The sequence below is a fragment of the Nitrospira japonica genome, from assembly GCF_900169565.1.
Classification (GTDB): Bacteria; Nitrospirota; Nitrospiria; order Nitrospirales; family Nitrospiraceae; genus Nitrospira_C; species Nitrospira_C japonica_A.
In genome coordinates, this window is the sequence record NZ_LT828648.1 from 466,899 (window position 1) to 493,713 (window position 26,815).

Sequence of the window (26,815 nt, forward strand, 5' to 3'; positions counted from 1 at the left end):
AGAGGTTCGTTTTTCTCGCCCAATCATGATCGTTCAACTGTCGCGGTTTCTCATAACAGTCCTAGTGCTCGCAGTTGCCGCCTTTGCGTCGGCGCGGCCCGCCCAGGCCACCGATCCGGCTGAATTTCTCCTCTCGAACGGAATGAAAGTCCTGATCGTCGAAGTTCCTAAAGCCCCGGTCGCGACCGTACAGGTTTGGTACAAGGTCGGCTCACGCAATGAGGTGATGGGACGGGCGGGATTGTCGCACATGCTCGAACACATGATGTTCAAAGGCACCAACAAGTATCCCAACGGATCGTTTTCCCGGCTGATTCGGAAAAACGGGGGAATGGACAACGCCTTTACCAGTCAAGACTTTACCGCTTACTTCGAAAATCTCGCCGCCGACCGCGTGGACCTTGCGCTGGAATTGGAAGCGGATCGCATGCAGGGTCTCATCTTGGATCAGAACGAGTTGAAGACCGAACGCGAAGTCGTGAAGGAAGAGCGGCGACTCCGCACTGAAGATGACCCGCAGGGCGCACTGGTCGAAACCCTCTTCGCCCAGGCCTATATGAGCCATCCCTACCACTGGCCGGTGATCGGCTGGTTCGGCGACCTGGATGCGATGACCCTCGAAGATCTCCAGCGGCACTACGACACTTATTACTCGCCGAACAATGCGACGTTGCTGGTGGTCGGCGACGTGAAGGCCGACAATCTTCTCCCGACGATCAAGCAACTGTTCGAACCCATTCCCCGGGGCCCTGAACCCAAGGCGGTCCTGACGATGGAGGGAGAACAGCGGGGCGAGCGCCGGTTTCTGCTCAAGCGCGAAGCTCAGGTGCCCTTCGTCATGATGGGCTTCCGGGTTCCGAACTTCTCCAGTGAAGATTCGTACGCCTTGGACATCCTGGAATCGATTCTCTCTCGCGGGAAGAGTTCGCGGCTTTATCAAAGCCTCGTCTACGATCAGAAACTTGCGATCGCCGTCGGCGCCGAGTACAGCCTGCTGCAGACGGATCCCGGCCTGTTCTATTTCTACTCACTGGTCAGCCCCGGACAAAAAGTCGAGCAGGTCGAGGAGGCGCTGAACCGGGAAATTCACAGGCTCCAGAATGAGCCCCCCACCGACCAAGAACTGCAACGGGCCAAGAATCAGGTAGAAGCGATGCACGTGTTCGAACAAGATTCGAATTTTCGTCGCGCCATGCTGCTGGGCCAGGCCGAATCGATCGGTGCAGGGTGGAAACGAGTCGATCAATTCCTGGAGCGCATTGCGGCCGTCACCCCCAAGGACGTGCAACGAGTCGCCCGCCAATACTTGATCGAGGACACTCGCACTGTCGGCACACTGATTCCCGTACCTCCAAAGCAACCTGATCCGGTGCCGGCTGCGGCACAGCCGGGAAAATCTTGAGCGTGACGGGCGGAACATTGATGGGGATCAAGCATTGGATCGGGCTGGGACTGTGGAGTTGCCTCCTCGTCCTTTCTGCATCCCCCTTGCCGGCTGCGGAGATCGTGCCGACCAGATTCATCGCGGCGAATGGCATGACCGTCGTGGTCCTCGAACAGCATTTTTTGCCGATCGTTGAAATTCATTCGCTCATCAAGACCGGCTCGGCGCAGGACCCGCCGGAAAAGGCTGGGCTGGCCAATCTCACGGCGAGTCTCCTCGACGAAGGCACGACCACCCGCACCTCGAAACAGATCGCGGAACAGATCGACTTCGTCGGCGGATCGCTGGAGGTGAAGGCCTCGGAGGATTTCACGACGGCGTCGGTGAGAGTGCTGAAAAAGGATGCGGAATTGGGCTTCACCTTGCTCGCCGACATGCTCCAGCATCCGGCGTTCAACAAGCAGGAGTTCGAGCGCATTCGCACCCAGATCCTGGGCGAGATGGCCAGCGACAACGACGACCCGGGCCATGTCGCGATGAAGGCGTTCAACCAGTTGGTCTTCCACGGCCATCCGTACCGCTGGCCGCTGAACGGAACGGAGGAAACCCTCGGCAAGATCACCGTGGCGGATGTCGCCGCCTTCTATGCCAAAGAATATATTCCGGGACAAGTCATCCTCACCGTGGTCGGCGACGTCACCGTCGACCAGGTGATGGCACTGGCGCAAACCCATTTCGGAGGCTGGAAAAAATCGCCGGCTCCCGCCAGGAACGTGCGAAAGCCCGGTGCCCTTGAGAAGAAAACCGTGCAATTGATCGAGAAGGATCTCACGCAGTCGAGCATCGTACTGGGGCACGGCGGGATCAACCGCACGAACCCGGACTTCTATGCCGTTACCGTTATGAACTACATCCTCGGAGCCGGAGGGTTCTCTTCCCGTCTGATGGATTCGATCCGGGACAAACAAGGCTTGGCATACGGGATCATGAGCCACTTCGATGCGCGCCTCATGCCGGGATCCTTTTGGATCAGCCTGCAGACGCGAAGTGAAACCACCAACCAGGCCATCACGGGCGTCCTCGCAGAACTGAAGGGCATTCGTGACGCGCCGGTCTCCGATCAAGAATTGGCCGAGGCCAAATCGTTCCTCGTCGGCAGTTTCCCCCTTCGCCTGGACTCCACGGCCAAACTGGCGCAGGTGCTGGCTCAGGTGGAATTCTACGGCTTGGGCTTCGAGTATTTCTCCCAGTATCCCAAGTGGATCGAGCGCGTCACCAAGGAGGACGTCCAGCGCGTCGCGAAACACTACCTGGATCCCCAACGATACGCGCTGGTGGTCGTCGGCAATCTCGCCAAGTCTAGAGTGAAGCACTGAACGCCCAGACACGGCCCTTGGCGATCACCGGCTGTTATGAACATGTCCCCAGATCATCTAGCCGATAAGCTTGTACGGCTTCGCAGCATCCTCTCGGACATGCAGTCCGTTCTCGTCGCCTTCTCGGGGGGAATCGACAGCACGCTCGTGTTGAAGATCGCGCACGAGGAGTTGGGAAGCCGGGCTCTCGGCGTGACAGCCGTCTCCCCGACGTTTCCCCTTCTCGAGCTCGAAACCGCAACGCGGGTCGCCCGAGAAATCGGGGCACGGCATGAGATCGTCCGTACCGACCAACTGACTATTTCCGCTTTCGTACAGAACGATGCAACCCGCTGTTTTCACTGTAAAACAGACTTGTACCGGTTGATGGATGGCATGAAAGGACCGCGGACCTCCCGTTGGGTCGCGGACGGAACGAATCTCGACGATCTGGGAGACGATCGGCCAGGGATTACCGCCGCCCGGCAATGGCAGGTTCGGAGCCCGCTCGTCGAAGCGGAACTCTCCAAGTCCGACGTCCGCACCTTGGCGCGAGCCTTCGGAATCTCGACGTGGGACAAGCCGGCTGCCGCCTGTCTTTCCTCGAGGATTCCGCACGGCACGCCCATCACGGTCGAGAAGCTCGCACGGGTCGAGCAGGCGGAGGCCATTCTGTCAGCGGAGGGGTTCCGCCACGTTCGCGTGAGGGACCACGGCGAAATCGCCCGGCTTGAAGTAGGAACGGAAGAGTTTTCGAGATTTCTTGAACCGGACCTTCGCGCGCGGATCGGCGCGCGCTTGCGGGAGACCGGCTTTCGGTTTATCTGCCTGGATGTGGAGGGCTATCGATCGGGCGGAGTGAGCCTCGGCTGACCACGACCGGCTATTTCGCCGAAGCCTTGGCCAACGCGTCCAAAGCTTCATCCGCCAGCCGACGATGGTCGGTGTCGTTGAGGCTTCGCTGAACGACCTTTTCGGCCACCATCAAGGCGATGTCGGTCGTTTGGCTGCGGATCTCCTGAATCGCCTTTCGACGTTCGTGCTCGATTTCACGGGTCGCATCGCCCTTGATCCGCTCGGCTTCTTGCGTCAGCCGCTGTTCGTTTTCCTCGAGCAGCCGCTGCGCCCGCTCCTTCGCCGCCGCGAGAACACCTTCGGCCTCTTTGGAGGCGGCGCTCAGCTTGGCTTCATAATCCTTGAGTTTCCGCTCGGCCTCCGACCGGTGCCGTTCAGCCTGATCCAAGCTGTCCCGGATCTTCTTCTCCCGCTCCTCCAACACCGCAAGGATGCCGGGAAATGCATACTTGTAGAGGATAAAGAAAAGGATCGCGAAAGAAACGATCTCCCAAAAAATCAACGACGAGAAGAAATGGGACTCAAACTGCGGCATAGACGTCCTCGCGAAAAGCCAGACGTGACCCGGTCGCTCCTGAAAATTCCGCGAACGCCGGTCGACGAATAGCGGTCAGCGCTCCTTATTTCCGAAGGCCCATAATGATGAACGCGATGACCAGGCCGTACAGGGCGATGGCCTCGACCAACGCAAACCCGATCCACATGTACTTTCCGACGCGGCCTTCCGCTTCGGGCTGGCGCGCGACGGCCTCGATCATCTTGCCGAAAATATAGCCGATCCCCACGCCTGCGCCGGCAAATCCCGCGGCGGCGAGTCCCATACCCAACAAAGCTGCAGCTGCTGAATCCATTGTGTCCCGATCCTCCCTTGTCTGTGGCCACACGCGTCAGTGCGCGTGATCCTCACTTCCGTGCAAATGGAACGCATCCCCCAGGTAGACGCAGGTCAACACCGTGAAAATGTACGCCTGGATGAACGCAATACCGACCTCCAACCCATTCATCGCGATGGTAAATGCAAAGGGCAGCCAACCGATCAACAATCCTCCGCTGATCGCCAATCCGAACAACACTCCGAGAATCGTGTGGCCCGCCGTCATATTGGCAAACAGCCGTACCGCCAGAGACACCGGCCTTGCGACCTGGCTGACGAATTCGATGGGAACCATCAAAGGGATGAGCCACCAGGGTGTCCCCGGAGGAACGAGAATACCGGGGATGAATTTCACACCGTGAATGAGCAGACCCATCAAAAGACTGAGCGCATAGACAGTGATGGCGAACACCGCCGTGACGACGATCTGACTGGTGACGGTATAGGTTCCAGGAATCAGCCCGAGCAGGTTGCAGAAAAGGATGAACAAGAACAAGGTGGCGATAAGAGGGAAGAACTTCATGCCCTCTTTTCCCATCGTGTCGAGAATGATGCCGCGGATAAAATCCACCAGGATCTCTCCCAGACTCTGCAGCTTGCCCGGCACGAGTTGCCGGGCCGAACCGGCCATGATCATCAGGAGGGACACCATGGCCACCACGACCCACATCATGATGACGGCCTTGTTGATCGAAATGTCCAACCCGCCGAACTGGACCGGAATGAAGTTGTGGAGCTCGAATGGATGTAGCGGACTTTCTTCCATGAAATTTTTTGCCTATCGCTTAATGAACGTTCACGACTTGGGCCATCGCTGTGCGGAACGATACGCGTTTCGAATTCCAGCGATGACGCCCAGAACCAATCCGCTCACCATACCCCAGGGGTTCGTCTCCCACAGATAGGTGTCGGCCGCCCACCCGAGCCCTCCTCCGACGATCAGCGCAGCAAGCAGTTCCGTTCCCATACGAACGGCCTGGCCGAGCCCCGCATAAAACGGATCCTGTGAAGGGGGCATGGTTCGCCTCGGCTGACCCACTGAGGCGAGTACTCAACCAGCTGCCTGAGTAAGGACTCTCCCGATGGCGGGCGCGCAATTCAAGCAGAATATCCGTGAACTTGTCAAGCCGACCGCTGCTGTGAAAGGTCTGGACGGCTGAGGTATAGTGATGAGGCTGGGCCGGTCGCCGGACCGCAGTCGCCATGATCAGACTCTCCCTGCCCTCAAAATCAGCGTTCCTGAACGGCCCGCCCCAGCCGTTGGTGCTGACACTCGCTTCGCCCCAACCGGTTCGACCGGTGGACCTCTACGCACGCTTGGCCTCGATCTCCGGTCCCTCGTTCTTGCTCGACAGCGGCAGTCCGCAGCACGGCTCCGGGCGATTCTCCTATATCGGAAGCAGCCCCGTGACCGTCTTCTCGAGCCGCCAAACCGGCGGTTGTGCGCCGGAACCAGACCCCTTTCACGTCCTGCGCAAGGAAATCGCCGTAGGACCCATTGCAAGAACACCGCACCTGCCTCCATTTTTCGGCGGGGCGGTCGGATACTTGAGCTATGATTTTGCCCGACGCCTGGAGCATCTGCCGGCGACAGCCCCGGTCGATCTGTCTCTTCCGGATCTGCAGTTCGCCTTGTTTGATGTGGTGACAGCCGTCGATCATGATCAAAACCGAATCCACATCATGTTCTGTCCTTCGGCCACGCGCTTTCTGGGAGAAGATCGGGCCAAACTCCTTCAGGAAGGATTGGACAAAATTGCAGGCTGTGAAGCGAGCTACGCCGCCTCGCAGACGGACCCGCCGTCGGATTCGGCCATTCCGTCCGTCTCGTTCGTTCCCGAGCAATCTCGGGAGGCCTATCTCGACCGCGTCGGCCGATGTCAGCGCTACATTTCCGACGGAGATATCTATCAGGCCAACCTCTCCCATCGTTTTACCTTTCGCATCCCCGGCTGCCGTACGCGGGCGGAACGTCTCCGATATGAGCAGGCTTTGTATCGGCGGCTCGCGCGCGTGAACCCTTCTCCCTTTTCGGGTCTGCTACGTTTCGACGACGTGACCCTGATCAGCGCCTCGCCCGAACGCCTCGTCCGAGTCCGCGACGGATGGGCGGACACCAGACCCATCGCCGGCACCAGACCGCGCGGTCGGGATTCAGAGGAGGACCGCCGACTGGTTGCCGAACTTCTCGCCACCGAAAAGGAACGAGCTGAGCACGTGATGCTTGTCGACCTCGAGCGAAATGACCTCGGCCGTGTCTGTGAATTCGGAAGTGTTCGCGTGGACGAGTTCATGGCGGTGGAGCAGTATTCCCATGTGAGCCACATCGTGTCCAACGTCAGCGGCCGTCTTCAACCGAATGTCGCGCCGTTCGACGTGATCAGGGCCGTGTTTCCCGGCGGGACCGTCACCGGAGTTCCGAAAATTCGCTGCATGGAGATCATCGATGAGTTGGAACCCGTCCGCCGAGGACCCTACACCGGGTCGTTCGGCTACATCGGGTGGAACGGGGACGTGGACCTCAACATCATCATACGGACATTGGTCCTGTCGGAACACACCGGATATCTGCAGGTCGGGGCCGGCATCGTCGCCGATTCGGATCCCGCTCTCGAATATGATGAAACGCTTCACAAGGCGGAGGCGTTTTTTTCCGCACTGCAACGGGGACATTCATGTGGATCTACTTGAACGACCGATTTGTCGATGACGCGAACGCCATGATTTCGGTTTTTGATCACGGGCTGCTGTACGGTGACGGGGTCTATGAAACCATCCGCTCGTACGGGGACCAGATCTTCATGCGGGACGAGCATCTGGACAGGCTGCGACGTTCCGCCGACGCCATCGGGTTGCGCGTTCCGGTGGCGGAAGACGATTGGCCCGCGCTATTGAACGAGGCCATGCAACGCAACGACGTCGGGAACGAGCAAATCGACGCCTACATTCGAATCACCCTCTCGCGCGGTGTCGGCGACATCGGACTGGATCCGGCCCTTTGTCCGACGCCGACGGTGATCGTCATGACGAAACCGCTCTCCCCGCCCCCGCCTCATCAATATCAAAGCGGGGTCGATCTCATCGTGGCCAAGACCCGGCGCAATTATCCGGGAGCGCTGGATCCGCAAATCAAATCGACGAGCTTTCTCAACAATATTCTGGCCAAGCGTGAGGCCATTGCGGCGCAGGCGTTCGACAGTCTATTGCTGAACTGGGAGTCCCATCTCGCGGAATGTACGGTGAGCAATCTCTTCTTTGTGACGAACGGCCGTCTCCGCACACCGTCGCTGGCTTGCGGGATTCTCGACGGCATTACCCGCCGGATTATTTTGTCACTGGCCCGAGAGGAAGCGATTCGGGTCGAGGAGGGCGCTTACACCCTCGATCAGCTCGTTCAAGCCGATGAATGTTTCCTGACCAATACCACCATGGAAGTGATGCCGGTCACGAGCGTGAACCGGGGTCCGCTTGGCACAGGCAAACCGGGTCCACTCACCCGCAGACTGCATCAAATTTTTGTCACCAATCGGCCGAGATTTTTACAAGCTTGATCGCCCGTCGCGCCTCTATCCTCTTGTTCTATCGAGTGCTCCTTCCCAATTTTCCGGGCATGGCTTCTGCATTTTCTTGACAGACAAGTCAGGGCTGCTATCGTTTGTGGGCATACCATGAATCAATTCGATCTCGGGCATCATGAACCATGCCGGTACCGGACGCGCCTCCGAGTCGCCGCGACGGCGCTCGCGGCTTGTTCCTCCCTGGCCCTATTCGTTCCGAGTCATGCCTCCGCCGAAATCTATCAGTATGTCGGTCCCAACGGATCGATTTCCCTCACCAATGTCCCATCGGATTCCCGCTACCGGCGGGTGGACATCGATGCGGCGCAGTTTCACACCGTGCTCCCGGAACACGAATTGGAACCGCTCATCCGGCGTCATTCGTCTCAGCATCAACTGCACCCCGCACTCATTCGCGCCGTCATTAAGGCAGAGTCGAACTTCGATCCCCGGGCGGTCTCCCGCGCAGGAGCCGTGGGACTTATGCAATTGATGCCTCAAACCGCCGTGCGGATGGACGTCCGGGACTTGTACGACCCCGAAGAGAACGTGGCGGGAGGCACCAAGTACCTGAGGCAGCTGCTCGACCGGTTTCACGGAAACTTGCCCCTTGCCTTGGCCGCCTATAACGCCGGGGAGCATGTCGTGGAACGGTATCAGGCATTGCCGCCGATCGACGAGACCAGACAATATGTTCGCAAAGTGCTGCGCTACTACCGAACGTTTCTCGTGCGCGACGGCGTGATCACGGAACGTCCGCTCAACCGGTACGCCCCCCCGAGTTCAGCAGCAACCCCCGAGACTTTCGAGCCTGCTTCCCGCTGATCCCCTCGGTGATCGACAGGCGGCTGTGGTGCTGCCAGCCGGCCCGTCTTGCCTGAGGAAAGTCCGACCGGTAATGGGCTCCGATGCTGTTTTCCCGCCACAACGCCGCTTCGGCGATACACTGTGCAACCTGGATCATATTTTTTACTTCCAGCGAAGCCCGGGTTCCCAACGGCTGTCCCATCATTTGGGCCCACCGCGAAAGCTGCGCGCAAGCCCGGATAAGAGATTCTCCCGAACGGATCACCCCGACTTGCCCCCACATCGTCCTTCTGAGCGAACTGCGAAGCTTTTCCGTATCATCGACCGATCCGTCATGCTCGGCGTTCAACGCCGCCTCGTGGGCGCTGAGGGACGGGACATCGTACCGATCGCCGTAACCGACGGCCGCGATCGCGGCACGTGCGCCGAACACCAACCCTTCCAGCAATGAATTACTGGCCAAACGATTGGCTCCGTGAACTCCGCTGCAGGCGACTTCACCCGCGGCAAACAACCCCGGCACCGACGTGGCGCCGTTCACATCGGTCCAAACTCCTCCCATCATGTAATGCGCGCTGGGAGAAACCGGGATCCATTCCTCGGTGATATCGATGTCATACCGTAGACAGGTCGCATAGATGGTCGGGAAGCGGCGCCGGATAAAGTCCGCGCCCAGCTGGGTGACGTCGAGATACACATGCCGGGCCTTCGTCGCGGCCATCTCCGCCCAAATGGCGCGAGAGACGATGTCCCTGGGAGCCAACGCTCCCATCGGATGATAGCGATGCATGAAGAGTTCGCCTTTCGTGTTGCGCAGCAGGGCGCCCTCTCCACGCATGGCTTCCGACAGTAAAAAGGGGGGGCTCGATGGAAGGTACAGGGCGGTCGGATGGAACTGCACGAATTCCATGTCTTGCAGGACCGCACCCGCGCGCAGGGCCATGGCCATCCCGTCACCGGTGGCATTGGGTGGATTGGTCGTGCGGGCATACACTTGGCCGGCTCCGCCGGTCGTCAGAACCACCGACCTGGCCGGCATCAACAGCCGACGCCCCGAGTGCTCATCCAGCACCAGCGCACCACAGCATCGCCCGTCTTCGATCACCAGATCCACGGTAAAGTGGTAGTCGAGCCGGCGGATGCGCGGACGCCTGAGGGCCTCGGCCATCAGGACCCGCACCATTTCGTTGCCCGTCGCGTCCCCTTGAGCGCGTAGAATCCGGCTCCGGCTGTGAGCCGCCTCGCGGGCAAACGCGAATTTCTCTCCCGTCTTGTCGAACTTCGCGCCCCATTCGATGAGTTCCTGAATCCGGTGAGGCCCTTCTTCGACCAGAACACGCACCGCCTCTTTTCGGCAGAGTCCGTGGCCGGCCTTGAGCGTGTCGGTCAAGTGGATGGCGACATCGTCTTCCTCGCTCATGGCCACGGCGACTCCTCCCTGCGCATGGATCGAGCTGCTTTGGAGGGGATGGCCTTTGGTCAACATGAGGACCCGACCGGCCCGGCTCAGCTCCAGGGCCGCGCGAAGGCCGGCGACCCCGCTGCCGATGACGAGAAAATCAGCCGATGGTGATGAAGAGGACGGGAGGCGCCGCATGCGTCACCTTTTCGATGGCACGATGGAATCCGCACCGGCCTGGCGCTGGCTCATGCCGAACGGCGAATCGCCTTGAACCCCTCGAAGCAATACGGATTTTGTCCCTACCCACTGCAGGCGAGTGTGGCCTCGCTGGCGTTGTCCGGGATCCTCGGCGTCCTTTTTCCATACCCCCTGCCAATGGACGTGCACATCGATGTCGTCTCCCTCGATCATGATCCGCTCCACTCTGAATTCCAGAGCGATGTGATGAAACGCTTCAAAATCGTTCTCGGCATCCCGCTGGAGCAGCTCCAGCTGATCAGTCGGCACCATCAACGAGGCCATCCCCGAAGCATCCTTCTTCACATAAGCCGAGCGAAGTGATTCTATGGCTTTGTCAATGCGGAGATAGCGCTCGTGGTCCTCCGGATATTGAGCGGTCTTGCCGCCACATCCGGCTGCCGCAAGAACCGCTGCCAGTGCGCAGATGATGACATAACGAATGTGTGTCGAGATCATCGTCGTGCGGCAGTATAGAAATCGGCGACGAAGGAGGTCAAGCGACGTGCAATGGCTTGCATTTTGAGACCAAACTCCTTTAGACTCCGCCGCGAAGGAGAGGAACAGAATGGCTAGCGTGCTCAAGAAACGCCGGAAGAAAATGCGCAAGCACAAGTACAAGAAACTGCGCCGGCGCCAGAAATTCCTTCGACGCAAGAGCTAATCCCACCCATCGCACCGGGAGGAGGACGGCGTGCCGGAAGGCAAGAAAGTTCGCATCCGCGTTCGCACGGTCACCTGTGTGTACGTCGGGGACTTTCTTATTCCCCCGATGCGGCATCGGGTGTCCGACGCCATCAATGAAGAGCAGCGGCTCTTTATCAACCTCACCGATGTCGTCATCAACGACAAGGATCGCTCGGAGTTTGTGGCCGTCAATAAGAATCTCATCGAATCCATCGCTCAAATCTGACGTTCATCTCCTCGCATCCGCCGACAGGCCGGCCCCTGCCCATTCCGGCGTTTGCTCGTCGCACCAAGCTGCGTGCCCCTGAGACCGACATCCATGCCTACGCTCGGCAAATTGTTCCCGTTCGTCAAACCGTATCTTTCCCGCATGGTCGCAGCCGGCCTGCTGGTGATGATCGTGGCCGCGATCAATCTCGCGCTGCTGAGGTTGGCAGGCACCCTCTGGGACGTGATTACCGTCAGTCACGACGCTGCACGCATGACGCAATTGATCGGAGCGTTTCTGGGACTCGTGCTCGTCCAGGGACTCTGCTCGATGGGACACAGCTATTTGACTGCGTGGGTGTCTCAACGCATCGTGGCCGACTTTCGAATCCACGTCTTCGCGCATCTTCAAACGCTTTCCGTGTCCTTCTTCGCCCGTCGCCGGACGGGCGAGCTCTTGTCGCGCCTCATGAACGACGTGACGCTCATGCAATCCATCGCCACCGAGACGCCTATCGACACGGCCAAACAGCTCGTCACCTTTGTCGGCGGCATCGTCTTCCTCCTCGTCATGAACTGGCGATTGTGCTTGCTGATTTTGATCCTCCTGCCGCTGCTGGTTCTTGTGGCGCGGTTCTTCGGCCGGAAGCTCAAATCGCTTTCCACGTCCATCCAAGACCAGACCGCGGCGTTGAGCACGTTAACCGAAGAAGTCATCTCCGGCATCCGGATCGTAAAATCCTTCGTGCAGACCGACCGGGAAACCGGTCGGTTCTCGGATCAAATCGAGCGAAATCTGTCCCTCGGCATGCGACGAGCCGGCATTATGGCCGTGTTCATTCCTGTCATCAGTCTCCTGACGTTCTCCGCCGCTGCCGCCGTTCTCTGGTACGGAGGCCGGCAGGTGATCGAGGGATCGGTGTCTCCCGGCGACCTGTTTGCCTTCGTGCTGTTCGCCGGAATCCTGATCGGTCCGTTCAGTTCGGCCGCCAGGGTGTTCGGGCAAATTCGGGAAGCACAAGGCGCCACGCAGCGCGTCTTTGAAATTCTGGAGGCGCGACCGGACATCCACGACACCGTGACCGCGTATCCCATCGACCGGATCACGGGCCATCTCCGCATGGAGCAAGTAGGGTTTGCGTATGACGTCCGGCAACCGGTACTCACGGAATGCTCCTTCGAAGCGCAGCCCGGGCAATTAATCGCGATCGTCGGACCGACGGGAGCGGGGAAAACCACTCTCATCAATTTGATCCATCGCTTTTACGATCCGACGGAAGGCCGGATCATGGTCGACGGCATCGAACTCCGGAACATCACCTTGAATAGCTGGTATCGGCAAGTGTCCCTCGTCCCGCAGGAAACGATCCTGTTCGGCGGGACGATCCTGGACAATATCCGGTACGGCAATCCTCAGGCCGACGACGAATCCGTCCATGCCGCCAGTCGCGCGGCCCATGCGCACGATTTCATCGTCGGCCTTCCGGACTCGTACCAGACCGTGGTGGGTGAAAAAGGCGTCAATCTATCGGGCGGGCAACGGCAGCGCATCGCGATCGCCAGGGCGATTCTGAAAAATCCCCGGATCCTGCTGCTGGATGAAGCGACGTCGTCCCTCGACAGCGAATCCGAGCGGCTGGTCCAGGAAGCCCTCGAACGGTTGATGACGGGGCGCACGACGTTCGTCGTTGCGCATCGTTTGACGACGATCCAACGGGCCGATCGCATTCTGGTGCTCAACAAGGGCGTCCTGGTCGAGACCGGCACTCACCATGAATTGATGGATCGCAAAGGACTCTACCAGTACCTCTATTCGTTGCGTCTCTCCGAACTTCCTCTCTAGCGCTGCGACTCGGATTCAGTCCACAACGGTCGGTGGCAGGTGGCCGCCGCGCCTGGTTTGCCCTATGCCGGCACTCCCCGCCCGTGATTTAACGGGTCGCTAACGAGGCCGTAACTCCGGCGCAACACCACCTATCTACCATGGCGGAGGCTGTGAGGGTTCCGGCATGGACCGTACCAAGGGGTGATTCATGTTCGCAGGCAAGAAGATTCTCATCGTCGAGGACGAAAAGGACATCCTTCACCTGGTGAAGCTGTACCTCGACAAAGAAGGATTTCGCACGCTCACGGCGGCGAACGGAATCGATGCGCTCAGACAAACCAGATCGGAGCATCCCGACCTCGTCATCTTGGATCTCATGCTTCCAGAAATCGACGGACTTGAGGTCTGTAAAAAGCTCCGGCTGACTCCGCAAACCGCCATGCTGCCCATCATCATGCTCACGGCTAAGAGCGAAGAGTCCGACATGGTCGTCGGGCTTGAACTGGGAGCCGATGACTACGTCACGAAACCCTTCAGCCCGCGCGGACTTGTCGCTCGCGTGAAAGCCTTGTTTCGACGCCTTGCGCGGGCCAACGATCGGGAGATCAGCACCTACCAATACGGTTCACTCCATCTCAACCTCTCACGCCATGAAGTAACCGTGGACGGGCAGGAAGTGCCGCTGACGGCCAAGGAGTTCGGATTGCTCGAGCACTTACTGAGAAATCCAGGACGGGTGCTGACCCGGGACGTCCTATTGAACAACGTGTGGGGATATGATTATCACGGAACCACGAGAACCGTGGATGTCCACGTCCGGAGAATCAAGCAGAAGCTTCCACTTCTCAATGATGCGATTTTGTCCGTCAAGTCTCTCGGATATAAGCTCAAAGATCTAAGCATGGCCGCATAGCTGAAGCGCTTCTCCGGCCCGGCCTTCTCACGACAGAAATCTTATCTGACTGTTGACGAAGCGGCGGGAATGACACGACGACCGGACGAAGAATCGGGCTGTTCCTTAATCTGGAGCCCAATCTCCTGTAGCGCTTTGGGATACTGCGCGCAATACTCCTTGGCTCTCATTGGAACTTCTTCATACTTCTCCAGACACGCACGATAAGACTTCACCAAAAGCGCGGCTTCATTGTAGACCGCGGTAGCGGCCTCGGCCTGGCGAAACGTCTGGCATTGAATGGCGGCCTCGCGGTCGAGGAGCGTATCGCCGGCCATCTTGGCACAGGTCACATCGATGTACTGATGGGGCTTTGTGCAAGCCATCAGTCCGCAAAACAGAATAATCGCGAGCGCGCGTCCTTGAATCCGTGGAATAGCCGCCATGGACATAATCTCCATGGTGGCGGACACACATTACACCTTCACTAAAGCAGTATTACGGCCCGGTTAAATTTCCAGAATTCCGCTTGTTCTATGCCACTTACCGCCAGCCGCCTCACGATGGAACGGCTATGCCATGTTAGGATCGAGCTCCTCGGAATATCCGTCGCGCAGCGGTTCACGCGACCACACAGGGAACTTGATATAATTATTTCGCGCAAGGGAGAGGATCACATGGGAACCGCGGATCAATCATCGGTCGTCATCACCAAGGGAACCTGCTACGCGATATTTGCCTACGACATCGGATCTTCCATCAACCTGGATGAGGCTGACCGCCGTATCACCGCCGGCACCGAGCGGGGACGTCTCCGTCACAAGGCCAGGGCCCCGCAGTACTTCGAATATCGCCCGGCTCCCTTGCGCTTGATGCAGGAGGGCGGCACGTTGACCGTCGCCAACTACTCGTCGAGCCCGACATTCGAGGTCATGGTCTACGATTTCGGCGCCGTCACCATCACCTACCGATTCGCCTTGGACGGACCGTTCGACAATTTGCTCGAACTCAGCGAGGCGCTCTACGAGCATGAGCAGCTGTTGACGGAATCACGCGCGCGGGTCGAGCAACTCATCCAGACCATTCATCCGGCTGTCGAACGACCGAGGATCGCCACGGAAGTGGAAGACTATCTCATCTTCGAAATCAACGCATGCACCTCCCAGGATATTCCTTTGTGGGTATCCCGGGAAGCCGAACTGGCCCGCATCCTTCGCGGAGAGCGCACGCCCCTGTCGGATCAGGAAATCCACGACGCCGTCTCATGCCGCATTTCGTTTGGGACGGATGACGCCGCCTTGATCGACTGGCATTCCGCCGTGTTGTTCGGAAGGGATATGGACGACGTGCGCGCCGTGCTGGAGTTTGCGAATGTCGAGTTGATGGAAATGCGGATGTTGGACGAACAGCTGGACCAGTCGCTCGATCAAGGATACGAGGCGCTTTCCCGGAAGCCGCGCCTGCTATCCCTACCAGGGTCGTACGATAAGGACACCACTCTCATCGCCCAGCTTCAGGTCGACGGCGCGCTCCTCTTCGAACGAGTCACCAACACGCTGAAGCTGCTGGGAGACCAATATCTCGCACGGGTCTATCGATTGGCCTCTCAACGCTTTCACTTGGAAGACTGGGACGCGAGTATTTTGAGGAAGCTGGAAACGCTGGAAAGTATTTACGGCAAGATGTCGGACCGGGCCGGGACGAGGCGGATGGAGTTGCTGGAATGGATCATCATAGTGTTGATCACCGTGTCCATTGCGGTCTCGTTCGTTCCGATCGGCAAACCCTGATCAACGCCCTCTTTACTACGCAAGGAGAACAACCTATGACCATTTCCTCAGCCAGACTCTCTCTGCACCGCTCACTGCCATACATTGGGATCGTCTGTCTGTTCCTGGCCGGAGGCTGCGCGACGAGCCCGTCAGAACGGCAAGGGCAGAGGAGCGACATCGAGATCGGCACCACCACCAAGGCCGATGTGCTCAAGCGGTACGGGGCGCCGGACTTGGTGCAAATGCTGCCGGATGGGGAAATCGCGACCTATCGACCGAGCGCATCGCCGCAAGCCAAACCGACGGTCAGCGTGCCGACTGTTCAGGCAGGGCCGGCAGGAATGATGACCACCCAGAATCAAACGGTCGAACCGGGGTTGGGCAAGAATACCCGTTCATCCAACCGTCTCCAAACGGAATTACAGATCCGGTACGATCAACAAGGCGTCGTCAGGGAACTGATTCAGTGACGATCAGGTCACCGGCAGCGAGTACGCCGTGATTCCACGGGCACTTCGGTCAGGAGTTCCCGAGTTCTTTGAGCATCCGCTCGGCCTCCGCCTTGTACTTACGCTCCCAGGTATAGCGGTAATGCGGCCGATCGAAATGCATGACGGCCTCCAGCTGTCGTTTGGCCTCTTCCCGCCGGCCTTGCTTCAGATAGAGTTTGGCCAGCATGATGCGCGCATTGGCGAAATTGCCGTCGGCCGCCACCGAGCGCTCGAGATAGTCCTGGGCCTTCTTGTCGCTTCCCCCCAAGATCCAAGGGATCTCCATCAGCAACCCGCCCATCATCTGAAGCGCTTGGGAATGTTGCGGATCGAGTTCGATGGCGCGCTGCGCGCAGTACTTGATTTCTTTCACGGCAAACGCCGCATTCGTGACGCCCCGGAGGCGTGCGGCACTGCCGATGTTCAACGCATGAAAAAAATGGGCGTCCGCCAGGCGCTCGTCCATTTCAAAGGCCTGTTTGGCTGCTTCCGCACCGGCGTCATAAGCCGCCAGACGCTTCGTCTCGTCCGTCAACATATCGTCCGCCATATCGAAATAGGTTTCCGACAACTTCACCAGCAACGACGGAGACGGTTTACCCTTGCGCACCTCTTCGAGTAGCAGTTGAAGCTCCCGCTCGAGCGTCTGCGGATAGCCGACGGGCATGTCATTTCGCTGAGCGACCGCGTGTCCCGCATCTACAAGCATCCAACTGACGAGTCCGATGATGATCCACTCAAGCCGGTTCATTCGCCCTTATACACTTTCCGAGCGAGGCTCCGTCAAGTGTCACACATCCACATCGTGTTGGTCACGTTGATAGCGGCCTTCGACGGAGATTCGGGAACCATCCCGTCATCGGAGGCGTTTGCTGGATGGAATGGAGGAAACGTCGCGGTTGCGGCGACTATTAGAGGTAGGGCTCCGCGGCCGCCAAATCGCGCTCCTCGTGCGATTCAGCTTGATCGAGGCCGAATGGTTCGCGACGCAATTCGCTGCCGTTGCGCGTCCGATAGACCAATTCGTTTGTCTGGAAATCATATTCGGGGATGTCTTGATTCTCCCACCGCTTCGTGAAGTATTGATAGAACAGCGTGTAGAGCCCGTGGTGATCCACTTTGTGCTGAAACACGTATTCGGGCATCCATCGAACGTCCAGTCCGGTGTGGTAGTGCTGGAGCCACAAGTAATCGCCAAGGATGATCATCCGAACGTGTGGCCGATCCGAATACAGTTTCAAACGGATGACCTTTCCGGCGGCACGCAGTCTCTTGATTAGCGAGATCGTCTCGACCAATTCGTCTCTGAGCCGAGCCGGCGTGACGTCCAAGTGCGAGAGGGACTGGGCCCGGCGCACGGCCTCTTCCGAAAAGGGATTCAGAAGAATCAGTTTTGCCTCCAGACACGTTTCGAGTAACGCATGAATCTCCGCTTTGTCGTCGATGACCGTGCCGTGGCCGGTGACGCCGATCGCCAGCACGGTTCTTCCCAGGCTCTGCTCCTGTTTGAGTCGTCGAATCGCCCGGTCGGCCACCGGATTGTGCGACGAGAAGAACGAGATCAGGCCTGCGCCCCTGGCCATGACCGCCTGTCGCCGATCTTGAAAGGCTTGCCACAGATAGCTGGATACCGCGATCAGGCAGAGCGCCACACACACCTCCATGGCCAACAGCAACACCTGTTCGTGTTCCACGCGCGACCAGAACGTCAAGAACTGCCGGGCGATGTTCGGCAGCGACCAGGCGATGCCAGCGCTCAGCACCACGACCAATCCATGAAGGCCGAGCATCCCCGCCTCCCGTCCGACATCCTTTAATTTCGCGATCAATGCTTTGCCCTTGTCCATCATCCTCCTTCTCGTACACGGCCGATTGAGCTCAAACCCTAGCCTTGTCCGCATAGGATAAGTCTCACCGACCGGGGTTACACCCACGTAACGGGTGGGCCAACGGAAGGTTAATTGATGCGGCTTAACCCTGAGAAGGCTTGGGCCGGGCTAATTGCTCGAGGAGGATGGCGTCCAGGCGGGTTCTGGCTTGCTCATTCAGCCGATGGAGCTCGTCCCTGGCGGCAAGCGGATCGTCGAAGCTTCGATCGGATGGCGCGATGGGTGCCAGCGTAAATATCTTCAGAAGTGCAGAACGGGGCACGGCGGGTTTGGCCTTCCACGGGTTGTAGAGCGGATCGCCGAACAGCACCATGCGCCAGCTGACCCATCGGCTGGTCAAGTAATACGCATCGGCCAGGGAGTACTGTCCGGTCATCATGAGAGAGACGAATTCCAGAGGTTCCGGGAACGAGTCGAGATACGGCTCACCCACGGAGCCGAGCGTGGCGGCAATACCCCGTTCCAGGGCGTTCTTGCACCATCCCGATTCCGAAGAGTTGTGAATGCTGACGGCTTCAGCGGATGCCATATGGTAACCGATTGCGCCAGGCCGGAAGGCGAATGCATCCTCGTACTGCCGCAGACGATACCACCCGACGTAAAGGGCCACATCCGGAGCGTCACCCGGACGCTGAAACCTTGCCTCGGTATTCTCCAATACGGAGCGATAGGGAGCCTGTCTATCCAGAAAGTCTTTCAGGTCGCGCAGGCTTTGGTCATATCGGCCATAGGTGTCGGTCGGTTCCTTTGCCGGTAACCCGCGGGCATCCAGGTAGATGGTCCCGATCAAACCCCGTGCTTCCGCTTCCATGGCTTGATCGACCAATTTCGACGCTTGGCCGGCCGTCGGGGCATCGAGCCGGCTGACCATCAAGAGAGGGATCTCACGGCGAGACAGGACAGGCTTGGCGGCGGCATGGTAGTACCGGTTCGGCAGCCGCCAGGCGGCGCCGTAGTCGCCGACGTCGGACCACAACAGACTCAGCTCGCTGTCCACACTCGCATCGGCAAACTCCGTCGTCAAGCGCTTCAGCTCCAGCGCGGCCAACGCATAGACGCCATAGACCCCATAGACCTGCTCCACCTGCTGATACAATGCATCCCGGCCGGACGACACCGGAAGTCTCAGTGCTCCCAACAACAGTCGGAGCCCTTCCGCCTGCCGGGCCAGTCTTGGGCTCGCATGGGCTTCGACCGAGGACTCGGAGCTCTTGGGGAAACCCTGATCCAACTGCGTGACGCCGGCGATGCCCTGGTATTGCCCTACAACCTCCTTCAACCGACTGTATGACTGCATGCGTGGGGTGGCATCGAGTGTTTTCACCCGTTTCAACGTCGCTTCGATCACGGTATCGACTTGGGCGAGAAACGCAACGTTGCGTTCGAATTCCGGCACTCCCTGATTGCTCCTGTTATTGGACGGGGGCGCTTGGGGCATCCCGGCAATCTGCTGCGCGGCACGCTCCACAGAGAGAAGTCGTGATCTGGCTTGCGTCAGCCGATCTCCCGCATCTTGCCTCCAGCGGCGCTCTTCCGTCGTCAGGAGCGGCGCGCTGACCCGCAACGGAACCCCGTACACCGTGACGAGTACGCGGACGGACCGCTGAAAACTCTCCGCTTCAAGCATCCGTCGCAGCGGAAGCACCAGCTGTCGCTCGTACGCTTCCCAGGTCATGGTGTCGTCCTTGGAAAGATCGAGGCCGGCAATATGTTTTACGGGGATACCCCGACGCATGGCATAGTGGCGGGCAACCGCTAAACTGTCCTCACTGTTGCGGTTCGCAACGATCACGACTTGGCTCGGGGCAAGTTCACCCCATGCCGGCACAACGGCCATTCCCCAGAGCGCCATACAACAAAGCAGCCATCTGAGAACCCCCCGACCGACGGCTTTCTCCTGTTTATCATCGTGCGCGTGAACTCCATCCCGGCCGAAGGTCTCATGAAGCCATGTCTCGATCATGTGGGTTTTACACTCATGTAATCACTGGGTAACCACGAAGCAACATTATAGCGATACAGTTTGTGCAATCACATTATCAATCAAGGAGGAGAGGATCATGGTCACCGTTGGACAATTGATGAAGCAGGATCTTGTCACCGTCGACACAGGCACCTCTGTCGTCGAGGCGGCCAAGTTGATGAAGGCTTGCAACGTCGGCAGCGTGCTCGTCTCTCAAGAGAACCGCATTGTCGGTATCGTCACCGAATCGGACGTCGTCAGAAAATTCGTCGGCGTCGATCGCGTCGCGTACTTCACCCCCGTTGAGTCGATCATGAGTAGTCCCGTGTTGGGCATCGAAGCACGCAGGCCGATTACGGAGGCGGCCGACCTCATGAACAAGCACCGCACCCGCCATCTGGGCGTCACGAAGGCCGGCGCCATCGTCGGCGTCGTGTCCGTGCGAGATTTCCTCCAGCCGGTGGCCGTCGACGACTTCTAGGACCTCCCTCGGATCGGCGCCCTGCTCAATCGGCCGGGCCGCCTTCAGGAGGCGTCACAATCCGGTGTGCATTGGCGTTGATTGGATGTCGAGGCGTGACGTGAAGGCGATGAATCAGGTGTCGGACCGCAGTTTGTATCCTACCCCCCGCACCGTGACGATCAACTTCGGAACGCCGGAATTCTCTTCGATCTTCTGGCGGAGGGAATGGATATGGACGTCGAGGGCGTGTTCTTCCAGCGCGTAGCCGTCCCCCCAGACACAGTTCAACATTTCTTGCCTGGTAAAGACCCGGCAGGGAGACTCGAGAAAACATCGCAGAATGAGAAACTCTTTGGGCGTCAGGTTCACGCTTCGTCCGCTGACCGTGACTTCGTGACGATCAAGGTCCATCTGCAGGATTCCGGCAAAGCTATAGGTCGCGGGCTTTCTGCCCAACTCCGTGCGGCGCAGGACCGCTCGAACCCTCGCGATCAGTTCCCGGGCGCTTCGACCGCACAAGATGAGATCCGCCCCGCGGTCGAGATCGTCAAGATACGTTTCCTCTTCAGTGTCGTTGGCGCCGTTGACGCTCTTGACGTCCTGAACGGCGATAATGGGAACGGATCGCAGGTTCGCCTGCAACCGAAGCCGGTTAAAGCTGCAGGTCTGACGATCCGCGACGATCAGCGACGGAGTGGCATGTTGCGCAGCCTCGAGCGCGGCCTGCTCGTTGGTGGTCATCAAGACCCCGTACCCGGCATCCTTGAGACTGGTTTCAAATGCCGATCGGGCCTGTTCGCTATTGGTAATAAGGAGAATCGTATCCTTCGGTGTCGTCATGGTGGGGACCTGCGATGAGCTCATCATGTCGTGCAAGCACTCTAATGCGTTTTCACAAAATCGCGATTAACGCAAACGACCGGAAGATTTGATTATTTGTTAACAGCGACTGCACTGCACAGGCGCCCGCCATGAGATCGGACAGCCCGTTTCCTGCCGCTTCGCAGAACAGTACTTCGTAGGATCGAGAGAGTCCGTTATGGCAAGGATGCGCGAGGCCCGAAGGCCCGCAATGTGGAAAGTAGAAGAACGGATTCCAACGGGGGACAGGAAATGGTCAGACCGACGCTCGACTGCCTGAGTTACTTGACCTTGGAGAAGTCTGCGTTGATTTTCGCTTCTTTGCCGTCCTGAAAATTGACGACGAACACCGATACGGCGTTGGGATCGAAACTCTCATAGGAGAACACGGCGGTAAACCGTGACCGATAGGCGGGACCGCTGCCTTCATTTTTTCTCCCGCGCTCGGCTTTCCCGATATCGATCGGCTTGATTCGTTTCGTGCCTTGCTGCATCTCGATCAATGCGCCTTCGGCGAAGTATTCGTCGTCGCCGCACAGCTGTACTTCGACTTCCATGTTCGGCATGTCGACGACCTTCTTGATGAATTCCTCCGGCATGCGGATTTCCGTCTTTCTCTTCTTCGACTCGGATGCCTCCTGGCGGCCGAACGCCTCCAACCGATACCGCTTCGTCCGAAGCACCGCGCTCGCTCCGCAGGAATCCTTTTCCGGATCGGCGCCGACCCTGGTCGCCATCGACGCTTGCTGGAGTACTTTTTTGACTTCTTCCGGAGAATTGGCCTTATCCATTGGCGCGCGGCCCGCTTCCAGAGCCTTTTGGGCATCCTCCATCGACAATTTCACGTCGATGGACCAGGCCGGTATCGCTCCAGCCAAGACCATATAGGCGCAGGCGGTCAGTTTCAGCGCGTCTCCCCATCCTCGAACTGCCATGAGGTCCTCCAGAAAGATGGCAAACAAGAGTCGGCATTGTACGGAAAGCCTTTCATCATTGCAATCCGCTGGCTGCCGATCGTCATCACCGCTGGCTAGTCCGGCGACATCCGAGCCCAATTTTCGTATGGCTTCTGCCGATATATTTGCACGATATCCGCCGGCATCGGCACACCCGCTTGGCTCAGTAGACCATGGACCACGCGCAACGGCAACCCCACCACCGTGGTGAAGTCGCCGTCAAACGATTCGATCAGTTCCACGCCGGGACCCTGAATGGAATAGGATCCGGCCTTACCCAGGCTGTCTCCGGTGGCCAGATATCGTTCGTGCGCATCGGCCTCGTACGCTCTCATGCGGACCTGCGTCGTCTCCAGTTTCGTTTTGTCGAATCCTCGCGTCAGCGACACGACTGTCACGGCCGTGTGCACCTCATGCCGGCGTCCTGCCAACGCGCGCAATGTCCTGCGTGCGTCTTCCAGGTCATACGGCTTGCCCAGTACCGCCCCCTCCAACTCGATCAGCGTATCACTCCCGATGACGACGGCTTCCGGATCGATCGCCGCTATGGAGTGCGCTTTTCGTTTCGCAAAGAAGGACGCCAGTTCCGGCGCCGTTCGGCCGGCGATGATTTGCTCGTCGCAGACGGGAGATCGAACGTCGAAGGTCAGGCCCAGCAAGGAGAGCAGCGTACGGCGCCTGGGCGATGTCGACGCGAGGACTACCCGCATCGGGAAGCCAGAGAAACTGCCTCTTCGACTTCCGTATCGTCGGTGAGGACTTCGACACCGGCGGACCGAACGGCGGAAGCCCGGTCCAGGTGGGCCGCAAGCGCGGCCTTGACGTCGGCAAGGGAAGATACCTGAAACATGGCCGCCCTGAGCGCGGCGGCGCCTGGAAACCCTTTACAATACCAGCCGAGATGTTTGCGCATGTTTCGGAATCGATCAGCGCCCCACTGCCGCTCGAACCAGCTCGCATGTTCAAGCATGAGATCGAATCGCACCGAGAAAGGGGGAGTCCATAACTGCGGCGCCGGCTGGGGATCAAGACCGGCGACGAGGCTTGCACGACGAACCGCCTCTTTGTCGCGGAAGAGCCAGGGCGCTCCCAATGCGCCCCGGCCGATCAACACGCCGTCCACTCCCGTCTCCCGAACCCGGCACGCAGCTTCCGCAAGACTGTGAACGTCGCCGTTTCCAAACAAAAGCGTATCGGTACCCCGCACCACCTCGGCGGCCCGTGCAATGGCATGCCAGTCCGCCTGCCCCCGATACATTTGTTGCAAGGTCCGCCCATGCAGTGAGATTACGGCGGGGCGCTCGAGCAGCAGATGCTCGATCCAGCGGTCCACGATGACGGCGTCATAGCCAAGCCTGGTCTTGACCGACAACGGAATAGTCCGGCGGTGAATTGTCGAAGCGGATCGACACCGGTCACTCAACCGGCGAATGATTTCGGCCCGCGCTGACTTGATCCCCGCAGACTCCAGCGATTGGCCGGCCGCCCAATCCTCGATGCCCCGGCGGGCCGCACGCATCACCTGGCGGGCGAGATCGGGAGTCTTGATCAGGCCGGCGCCCGAACCGGACGACGCGACGTTTCGCGAAGGGCATCCCATGTTGATGTCCAATCCGTCGAATCCCAGTTCGCAGATCGCATGGGCTGCCTGATAGAACAATTCCGGATCTTTACCATAGAGTTGCGCCACGATCGGCCGCTCCAGCTCGCCGTACATCAGCGAGTCGAGCAGAAACTCCGGCCCCCGACACACGTCGTGAACGTGTGTAAACTCCGTATAGAGCACGTCCGGTTTTCCGTGAGAGGCGACCATATGACGAAACGCCGCATCGGTCACGCCGTCCATCGGAGAAAGTCCCAGAATCGGGCGCGGCAGGCTCAGCCAAAAACTCATCGTGTCAACTCTCCGTCCGTCTCGATAGCCGGCGACCGACGTTCGTTCGCGTCCGCGTAAGCCGATCGCAGCAGCGCGGCTTCGCGATCGGCGAGCGGAGACAACTGCGGCGCCCGCTCACAGACGAACTCCTGAAATCGCGAGATCTTCAGAAGAAAGAAATCATACGACTCTGATGCGACCCGAACGTCTCGAAACCACCACGGCACGAACTCGTCGAGCACGATGCCGGCCTCTGCAAGCAGCCGGCACGTGTCCGGGAACATATCCGTCAGTTGCCCGCCCCATCGAAGAATTTCGTTCGGCAAATACCCGGCGGTGTATCGCGCCAAGCCGGCACCGTCCTCCTGCACGGCTTGCCATTCGGGCCCGGATGGGCTCAGCAGGCCTGATGCCGTCCTCGCGTAGCGGACGTATTGCTTCTCCAATCCCTTCCGCTCCTGTTGCGTCACGGCCGATTGGCGGACGACCGATTCCGATCCCCCATCGTCCTGCCTCGTACGCCGTGGATCCCGCGTCATTGTGCTGGCGACCTGGCCATGAAACCGCCGGTCGGCCAAGCGGAACTCATTGGCAATCAATGCGACGTCCTTGTTGTCCACTTCCAAGGCAACGGCACGAAGATGGCGGAGCTTGGGATGGGCCAACGTTTGTTCGAGCAGGTCCCACAATACTGACGGAATCTCGGCCTCATGGGCGTCGATCCATGCTGGATGCGCCGCGGCTGCATCGCTGACAACGTCCGCATCGCGCTCAGCCAGCCCGGCCACATGAATTTCCACTACACGCTCGAGCGGAAATTCATCGAGAAACCGCTCGACGAATTGGTCCAGCGGCCCATGCTGCCCGACGCTTCCATAACGATACACCGTCCAGAGATGCCCGATGTCCAGGACCAGGCCGCATGCAACACGGTCCGTCACCCTTCGAAAGAACTGGGGCACAGCCAGATCGCCCGCGGAAAAGTAGGTCAGCGGAGCCATCTCCAGCAGAAATAACGGAGAGCCATGCGGAGTCGTCTCCCAATGCACATCCAGCGCTCGCTGTACGAGGGCGATATTGTCCGCGACGACGTCCGCACTGGTTGCCGTATATAAAGGTGGGAGATAGGTGCCGAATGCGAACCCGCCCATCTCTTTAGACGCACACTCATGGTTCAACCAGTGACTCTGAATGCTGTTGAGTTGCCGGACCGTCTCTTCCAGTCGTGTCTTGAGATACGGAGAAACCGGAAAGTCCGGCTGCGTGACCCAGAGCCCCTCACCGTGATATGCCAACGGCATGGCTGGTAACCGGCGTCGAACCTCTTCGAGCATGCCGGTCGTTGCCTGAAATAATTCGAGATAGGCCGGGTGGAGATCACAACCTTCCAGCTCGTCGAGGAGTGCAAAGAGATCGGGGCTGTAGCAATCCACTGACAAACCGACACCCAGGCTCGGTATGCGATCGACGCGGCGTTCAAATGCGCTCTGGGGGGAATGCGTAAGAATCATCAAAACCGGTCTTGCCAGTGGGACAAATTTTGTCCTAGTCTAGTCTCCGAAGCAATTGTTTGACAAGGCAAGTCCGTCAATTCGAGAGGAAGTCCCTGTCTGCTATACTTGGCGTACGCCGACGGGTAGACGCCCTCACGAATCGCGTGGAACGGCTCAAGAGAGGGTGGTGGGCGATGCCCGGCCCCGAAGAACGACCCCCGACGACAACATCAACCCAATCAACTGTGGTCGCGCATATGATGACACCAGGAGTCGTGCAGGTTCCGGGCGATGTGTCCGTCAGCGAGGCCGCGCTGATGCTGGAGCGCGAACAGGCCCCTTGTCTTCTGGTCAAGGATACGGATGACCAATTCGGCGTCATGACGCCGCACGATATCGTCAAGAAAGTCGTGGCCCAAGGACTCGAGCCGCATGAGATCGAAGTGCGGACCATCATGACCCGTCCGGTTCAATTCATCGAATACGACCAGGCGCTCGAAGAAGCCGCAACCATCATGGTGGCAACCGGAGCCTCACTGTTGATCGTCACGAAGCAGAACCAGCCGGTAGGAGTATTGACCGCTCATAACCTGATGCTCACACCTCCCCGTCGGGCCACGCAGATTCCGACGGTCATCACCGTGATGGGGGATGACCCTTCCCTGCAGCACGCGCACAATGCCGTCATTTCGCAGTTAAGCCACCTCGGTTCCTTGGTGCACTCGAAGACGCATATCGCCACGAAGAGCCGCGTCGTGCTCGCCTTTTCATTGCCGGGTCAGAATACGCCATTGACCATTCACGGAAAGGTGTTGAGCAGCGGCGCGTCCTCCGTCCCGCCGATCGAGCCTTCTGGGGAAGGGATGAGCGCATCCGAAATCCAGTTCATTGATCCCTCGGACGCCAACCTTGCCCGCCTGAAAGCGTGGGCGCTCCAGGCCTTGCCGGCCTCCTCACAATCCGAATAGC

General features: G+C 59.0%; 29 protein-coding genes. 14 read left to right on the forward strand and 15 right to left on the reverse strand.

What is annotated here, in order from left to right; translation table 11 throughout:
- Nucleotides 1–25: 25 nt before the first annotated feature.
- Genes NSJP_RS02165 through larE form a run of 3 tightly spaced genes read left to right on the forward strand, consistent with a single transcriptional unit; the run spans nt 26 to nt 3,612 of the window.
- Entirely contained in the window at nt 26–1,402 is a 1,377-nt protein-coding gene (locus NSJP_RS02165) for a M16 family metallopeptidase (RefSeq protein ID WP_080885301.1), read from the forward strand.
- 2 nt (nt 1,403–1,404) lie between these two features.
- Entirely contained in the window at nt 1,405–2,760 is a 1,356-nt protein-coding gene (locus NSJP_RS02170; protein WP_231989553.1) for a M16 family metallopeptidase, read from the forward strand.
- Nucleotides 2,761–2,802: 42 nt separating this feature from the next.
- Entirely contained in the window at nt 2,803–3,612 is an 810-nt protein-coding gene (gene larE / locus NSJP_RS02175) for an ATP-dependent sacrificial sulfur transferase LarE (RefSeq protein WP_172834099.1), read from the forward strand.
- Nucleotides 3,613–3,622: 10 nt separating this feature from the next.
- Here the strand turns inward: larE and atpF are convergent, their stop codons facing one another.
- From atpF to NSJP_RS02195, 4 genes are all read right to left on the reverse strand, one after another.
- Nucleotides 3,623–4,129: a F0F1 ATP synthase subunit B gene (gene atpF, locus NSJP_RS02180; RefSeq protein WP_080885304.1), complete on the reverse strand. Its 507-nt coding sequence runs from the start codon at nt 4,127–4,129 to the stop codon at nt 3,623–3,625.
- An 85-nt stretch (nt 4,130–4,214) separates the two neighbouring features.
- Nucleotides 4,215–4,445, reverse strand: a complete 231-nt coding sequence (atpE, locus tag NSJP_RS02185; protein ID WP_053381401.1) for an ATP synthase F0 subunit C — start codon at nt 4,443–4,445, stop codon at nt 4,215–4,217.
- 36 nt (nt 4,446–4,481) lie between these two features.
- Entirely contained in the window at nt 4,482–5,234 is a 753-nt protein-coding gene (locus tag NSJP_RS02190; RefSeq protein ID WP_080885305.1) for a F0F1 ATP synthase subunit A, read from the reverse strand.
- Between the two features lie 30 nt (nt 5,235–5,264).
- Entirely contained in the window at nt 5,265–5,486 is a 222-nt protein-coding gene (locus tag NSJP_RS02195) for an AtpZ/AtpI family protein (protein ID WP_080885306.1), read from the reverse strand.
- A 185-nt stretch (nt 5,487–5,671) separates the two neighbouring features.
- On the opposite strand from NSJP_RS02195, the gene NSJP_RS02200 reads away from it, so the two are divergent.
- The 3 genes from NSJP_RS02200 to NSJP_RS02210 all read left to right on the forward strand — a co-directional run bounded on the left by NSJP_RS02200 (nt 5,672) and on the right by NSJP_RS02210 (nt 8,850).
- Nucleotides 5,672–7,159 carry an anthranilate synthase component I family protein gene (locus tag NSJP_RS02200; RefSeq protein WP_080885307.1) on the forward strand — a complete coding sequence of 496 codons (1,488 nt, stop codon included), beginning with the start codon at nt 5,672–5,674 and terminating at the stop codon, nt 7,157–7,159.
- A complete protein-coding gene (locus NSJP_RS02205; protein ID WP_080885308.1) occupies nt 7,144–8,019 on the forward strand; it encodes an aminotransferase class IV in 876 nt (291 codons plus the stop codon). Before NSJP_RS02200 ends, NSJP_RS02205 begins: the two co-directional genes overlap by 16 nt.
- 117 nt (nt 8,020–8,136) lie before the next feature.
- Complete coding sequence (locus tag NSJP_RS02210) at nt 8,137–8,850, forward strand: lytic transglycosylase domain-containing protein (protein ID WP_080885309.1); 714 nt, start codon at nt 8,137–8,139, stop codon at nt 8,848–8,850.
- On the opposite strand, the gene nadB is transcribed toward NSJP_RS02210, so the two are convergent.
- Nucleotides 8,786–10,429: an L-aspartate oxidase gene (nadB, locus tag NSJP_RS02215; RefSeq protein ID WP_080885310.1), complete on the reverse strand. Its 1,644-nt coding sequence runs from the start codon at nt 10,427–10,429 to the stop codon at nt 8,786–8,788. The two genes, NSJP_RS02210 and nadB, sit on opposite strands and share 65 nt — an antisense overlap.
- 3 nt (nt 10,430–10,432) lie before the next feature.
- On the reverse strand, nt 10,433–10,930 hold the full coding sequence (locus NSJP_RS02220; RefSeq protein ID WP_080885311.1) for a hypothetical protein: 498 nt from the start codon (nt 10,928–10,930) through the stop codon (nt 10,433–10,435).
- A gap of 109 nt (nt 10,931–11,039) precedes the next feature.
- On the opposite strand from NSJP_RS02220, the gene NSJP_RS02225 reads away from it, so the two are divergent.
- From NSJP_RS02225 to NSJP_RS02240, 4 genes are all read left to right on the forward strand, one after another.
- Nucleotides 11,040–11,135: an AURKAIP1/COX24 domain-containing protein gene (locus tag NSJP_RS02225; RefSeq protein WP_080880037.1), complete on the forward strand. Its 96-nt coding sequence runs from the start codon at nt 11,040–11,042 to the stop codon at nt 11,133–11,135.
- 30 nt (nt 11,136–11,165) lie between these two features.
- Nucleotides 11,166–11,384 carry a DUF6812 domain-containing protein gene (locus tag NSJP_RS02230; RefSeq protein ID WP_080885312.1) on the forward strand — a complete coding sequence of 73 codons (219 nt, stop codon included), beginning with the start codon at nt 11,166–11,168 and terminating at the stop codon, nt 11,382–11,384.
- Between the two features lie 93 nt (nt 11,385–11,477).
- Nucleotides 11,478–13,208, forward strand: coding sequence for an ABC transporter ATP-binding protein (locus NSJP_RS02235; RefSeq protein ID WP_080885313.1), 1,731 nt, complete (start codon nt 11,478–11,480; stop codon nt 13,206–13,208).
- 190 nt (nt 13,209–13,398) lie between these two features.
- Complete coding sequence (locus NSJP_RS02240; protein ID WP_080885314.1) at nt 13,399–14,103, forward strand: response regulator transcription factor; 705 nt, start codon at nt 13,399–13,401, stop codon at nt 14,101–14,103.
- A gap of 41 nt (nt 14,104–14,144) precedes the next feature.
- Here the strand turns inward: NSJP_RS02240 and NSJP_RS02245 are convergent, their stop codons facing one another.
- Nucleotides 14,145–14,528, reverse strand: coding sequence for a hypothetical protein (locus NSJP_RS02245; protein WP_155969789.1), 384 nt, complete (start codon nt 14,526–14,528; stop codon nt 14,145–14,147).
- A 231-nt stretch (nt 14,529–14,759) separates the two neighbouring features.
- Here NSJP_RS02245 and NSJP_RS02250 point away from each other — a divergent pair, with 231 nt between their 5' ends.
- Both NSJP_RS02250 and NSJP_RS02255 read left to right on the forward strand, forming a co-directional pair.
- Nucleotides 14,760–15,872 (forward strand): RMD1 family protein, encoded by a 1,113-nt coding sequence (locus NSJP_RS02250; RefSeq protein ID WP_080885316.1) that lies wholly within the window; start codon nt 14,760–14,762, stop codon nt 15,870–15,872.
- A gap of 35 nt (nt 15,873–15,907) precedes the next feature.
- Nucleotides 15,908–16,324, forward strand: a complete 417-nt coding sequence (locus tag NSJP_RS02255) for a hypothetical protein (RefSeq protein ID WP_080885317.1) — start codon at nt 15,908–15,910, stop codon at nt 16,322–16,324.
- A gap of 49 nt (nt 16,325–16,373) precedes the next feature.
- Here the strand turns inward: NSJP_RS02255 and NSJP_RS02260 are convergent, their stop codons facing one another.
- The 3 genes from NSJP_RS02260 to NSJP_RS02270 form a co-directional block, all read right to left on the reverse strand.
- Nucleotides 16,374–17,096, reverse strand: coding sequence for a tetratricopeptide repeat protein (locus NSJP_RS02260; protein WP_080885318.1), 723 nt, complete (start codon nt 17,094–17,096; stop codon nt 16,374–16,376).
- A gap of 160 nt (nt 17,097–17,256) precedes the next feature.
- Nucleotides 17,257–18,195, reverse strand: a complete 939-nt coding sequence (locus NSJP_RS02265; protein WP_155969791.1) for a hypothetical protein — start codon at nt 18,193–18,195, stop codon at nt 17,257–17,259.
- Nucleotides 18,196–18,316: 121 nt separating this feature from the next.
- Entirely contained in the window at nt 18,317–20,197 is a 1,881-nt protein-coding gene (locus NSJP_RS02270; RefSeq protein ID WP_080885320.1) for a TIGR03790 family protein, read from the reverse strand.
- 97 nt (nt 20,198–20,294) lie between these two features.
- Here NSJP_RS02270 and NSJP_RS02275 point away from each other — a divergent pair, with 97 nt between their 5' ends.
- Nucleotides 20,295–20,678, forward strand: coding sequence for a CBS domain-containing protein (locus NSJP_RS02275; protein ID WP_172834100.1), 384 nt, complete (start codon nt 20,295–20,297; stop codon nt 20,676–20,678).
- 114 nt (nt 20,679–20,792) lie between these two features.
- Here NSJP_RS02275 and NSJP_RS02280 read toward each other — a convergent pair whose 3' ends face one another.
- The 5 genes from NSJP_RS02280 to NSJP_RS02300 form a co-directional block, all read right to left on the reverse strand.
- Entirely contained in the window at nt 20,793–21,500 is a 708-nt protein-coding gene (locus NSJP_RS02280) for a response regulator transcription factor (RefSeq protein WP_172834101.1), read from the reverse strand.
- A gap of 302 nt (nt 21,501–21,802) precedes the next feature.
- On the reverse strand, nt 21,803–22,456 hold the full coding sequence (locus tag NSJP_RS02285) for a hypothetical protein (protein ID WP_155969793.1): 654 nt from the start codon (nt 22,454–22,456) through the stop codon (nt 21,803–21,805).
- A gap of 95 nt (nt 22,457–22,551) precedes the next feature.
- The gene (locus tag NSJP_RS02290; protein WP_080885324.1) at nt 22,552–23,187 is read right to left on the reverse strand and encodes a Maf family protein; all 636 of its coding nucleotides are present in this window, start codon (nt 23,185–23,187) and stop codon (nt 22,552–22,554) included.
- A complete protein-coding gene (locus NSJP_RS02295; RefSeq protein ID WP_080885325.1) occupies nt 23,178–24,371 on the reverse strand; it encodes a tRNA dihydrouridine synthase in 1,194 nt (397 codons plus the stop codon). The genes NSJP_RS02290 and NSJP_RS02295 overlap by 10 nt, the downstream gene beginning before the upstream one ends.
- Nucleotides 24,368–25,864, reverse strand: coding sequence for a multinuclear nonheme iron-dependent oxidase (locus NSJP_RS02300; protein ID WP_080885326.1), 1,497 nt, complete (start codon nt 25,862–25,864; stop codon nt 24,368–24,370). The genes NSJP_RS02295 and NSJP_RS02300 overlap by 4 nt, the downstream gene beginning before the upstream one ends.
- A gap of 239 nt (nt 25,865–26,103) precedes the next feature.
- Here NSJP_RS02300 and NSJP_RS02305 point away from each other — a divergent pair, with 239 nt between their 5' ends.
- Nucleotides 26,104–26,814, forward strand: a complete 711-nt coding sequence (locus NSJP_RS02305) for a CBS domain-containing protein (RefSeq protein WP_172834102.1) — start codon at nt 26,104–26,106, stop codon at nt 26,812–26,814.
- The last annotated feature ends 1 nt before the right edge of the window (nt 26,815 follow it).

Coding starts and splice junctions, on each gene's coding strand:
- NSJP_RS02295 (WP_080885325.1), bottom strand. CDS start 24,371: ATGAGTTTTTGGCTGAGCCTGCCGCGCCCGATTCTGGGACTTTCTCCG.
- NSJP_RS02275 (WP_172834100.1), top strand. CDS start 20,295: ATGGTCACCGTTGGACAATTGATGAAGCAGGATCTTGTCACCGTCGAC.
- NSJP_RS02200 (WP_080885307.1), top strand. CDS start 5,672: ATGATCAGACTCTCCCTGCCCTCAAAATCAGCGTTCCTGAACGGCCCG.
- NSJP_RS02165 (WP_080885301.1), top strand. CDS start 26: ATGATCGTTCAACTGTCGCGGTTTCTCATAACAGTCCTAGTGCTCGCA.
- NSJP_RS02260 (WP_080885318.1), bottom strand. CDS start 17,096: ATGAACCGGCTTGAGTGGATCATCATCGGACTCGTCAGTTGGATGCTT.
- NSJP_RS02285 (WP_155969793.1), bottom strand. CDS start 22,456: ATGGCAGTTCGAGGATGGGGAGACGCGCTGAAACTGACCGCCTGCGCC.
- NSJP_RS02290 (WP_080885324.1), bottom strand. CDS start 23,187: ATGCGGGTAGTCCTCGCGTCGACATCGCCCAGGCGCCGTACGCTGCTC.
- NSJP_RS02240 (WP_080885314.1), top strand. CDS start 13,399: ATGTTCGCAGGCAAGAAGATTCTCATCGTCGAGGACGAAAAGGACATC.
- NSJP_RS02300 (WP_080885326.1), bottom strand. CDS start 25,864: ATGATTCTTACGCATTCCCCCCAGAGCGCATTTGAACGCCGCGTCGAT.
- atpE (WP_053381401.1), bottom strand. CDS start 4,445: ATGGATTCAGCAGCTGCAGCTTTGTTGGGTATGGGACTCGCCGCCGCG.
- larE (WP_172834099.1), top strand. CDS start 2,803: ATGTCCCCAGATCATCTAGCCGATAAGCTTGTACGGCTTCGCAGCATC.
- atpF (WP_080885304.1), bottom strand. CDS start 4,129: ATGCCGCAGTTTGAGTCCCATTTCTTCTCGTCGTTGATTTTTTGGGAG.
- NSJP_RS02245 (WP_155969789.1), bottom strand. CDS start 14,528: ATGGCGGCTATTCCACGGATTCAAGGACGCGCGCTCGCGATTATTCTG.
- NSJP_RS02265 (WP_155969791.1), bottom strand. CDS start 18,195: ATGATGGACAAGGGCAAAGCATTGATCGCGAAATTAAAGGATGTCGGA.
- NSJP_RS02235 (WP_080885313.1), top strand. CDS start 11,478: ATGCCTACGCTCGGCAAATTGTTCCCGTTCGTCAAACCGTATCTTTCC.
- NSJP_RS02195 (WP_080885306.1), bottom strand. CDS start 5,486: ATGCCCCCTTCACAGGATCCGTTTTATGCGGGGCTCGGCCAGGCCGTT.
- NSJP_RS02210 (WP_080885309.1), top strand. CDS start 8,137: ATGAATCAATTCGATCTCGGGCATCATGAACCATGCCGGTACCGGACG.
- NSJP_RS02255 (WP_080885317.1), top strand. CDS start 15,908: ATGACCATTTCCTCAGCCAGACTCTCTCTGCACCGCTCACTGCCATAC.
- NSJP_RS02225 (WP_080880037.1), top strand. CDS start 11,040: ATGGCTAGCGTGCTCAAGAAACGCCGGAAGAAAATGCGCAAGCACAAG.
- NSJP_RS02305 (WP_172834102.1), top strand. CDS start 26,104: ATGATGACACCAGGAGTCGTGCAGGTTCCGGGCGATGTGTCCGTCAGC.
- NSJP_RS02190 (WP_080885305.1), bottom strand. CDS start 5,234: ATGGAAGAAAGTCCGCTACATCCATTCGAGCTCCACAACTTCATTCCG.
- NSJP_RS02280 (WP_172834101.1), bottom strand. CDS start 21,500: ATGACGACACCGAAGGATACGATTCTCCTTATTACCAATAGCGAACAG.
- NSJP_RS02205 (WP_080885308.1), top strand. CDS start 7,144: ATGTGGATCTACTTGAACGACCGATTTGTCGATGACGCGAACGCCATG.
- NSJP_RS02220 (WP_080885311.1), bottom strand. CDS start 10,930: ATGATCTCGACACACATTCGTTATGTCATCATCTGCGCACTGGCAGCG.
- NSJP_RS02250 (WP_080885316.1), top strand. CDS start 14,760: ATGGGAACCGCGGATCAATCATCGGTCGTCATCACCAAGGGAACCTGC.
- nadB (WP_080885310.1), bottom strand. CDS start 10,429: ATGCGGCGCCTCCCGTCCTCTTCATCACCATCGGCTGATTTTCTCGTC.
- NSJP_RS02270 (WP_080885320.1), bottom strand. CDS start 20,197: ATGATCGAGACATGGCTTCATGAGACCTTCGGCCGGGATGGAGTTCAC.